At 55.8% G+C, this 618-nt stretch carries 1 rRNA gene; it reads right to left on the minus strand.

The window, feature by feature from the left end:
• Nucleotides 1-618: ribosomal RNA gene (locus tag NQ034_RS16070) — 23S ribosomal RNA — on the minus strand; the annotation flags it as partial.

Below are 618 nucleotides of genomic sequence, written 5' to 3' on the forward strand. Positions count from 1 at the left end.
GACCGTAAAGATCCTTCACATGGGTGGCCCCCCTTCTCCCGAAGTTACGGGGGCATTTTGCCGAGTTCCTTAACCACGATTCTCTCGATCACCTTAGTATTCTCTACCTGACTACCTGTGTCGGTTTAGGGTACGAGCGGATCAAACCTCACGCCGATGCTTTTCTCGACAGCATAGGATCACCGGATCACCCCGCCTAAACGGGACGCCCATCAGCTCTCACCCTTATACGCCAGACGGATTTACCTACCTGACGGGCTACAACCTTAGACCACGACAACCACCGCGCGGCCCGGCTACCTTCCTGCGTCACACCACACGCTCACCTACACACCACCTCAGGTCCGAAGCACAACCACACACCCAACCCGAAGGCCAGACAGCAGTCACACCGCGTTAGTATCAGCAGCTTCAGTCTTTGACGGTCCTTCACCGGTACGGGAATATCAACCCGTTATCCATCGACTACGCCTGTCGGCCTCGCCTTAGGTCCCGACTAACCCAGGGAAGATGAACTTGACCCTGGAACCCTTAGTCATCCAGTGCACGGGATTCCAACCCGTGTTTCGCTACTCATGCCTGCATTCTCACTCGCATAGCCTCCACCACTCGATCACT

Origin of the sequence: Brevibacterium moorei, assembly GCF_024580735.1 — a bacterium.
In the GTDB taxonomy this organism is placed as follows: Bacteria; Actinomycetota; Actinomycetes; order Actinomycetales; family Brevibacteriaceae; genus Brevibacterium; species Brevibacterium moorei.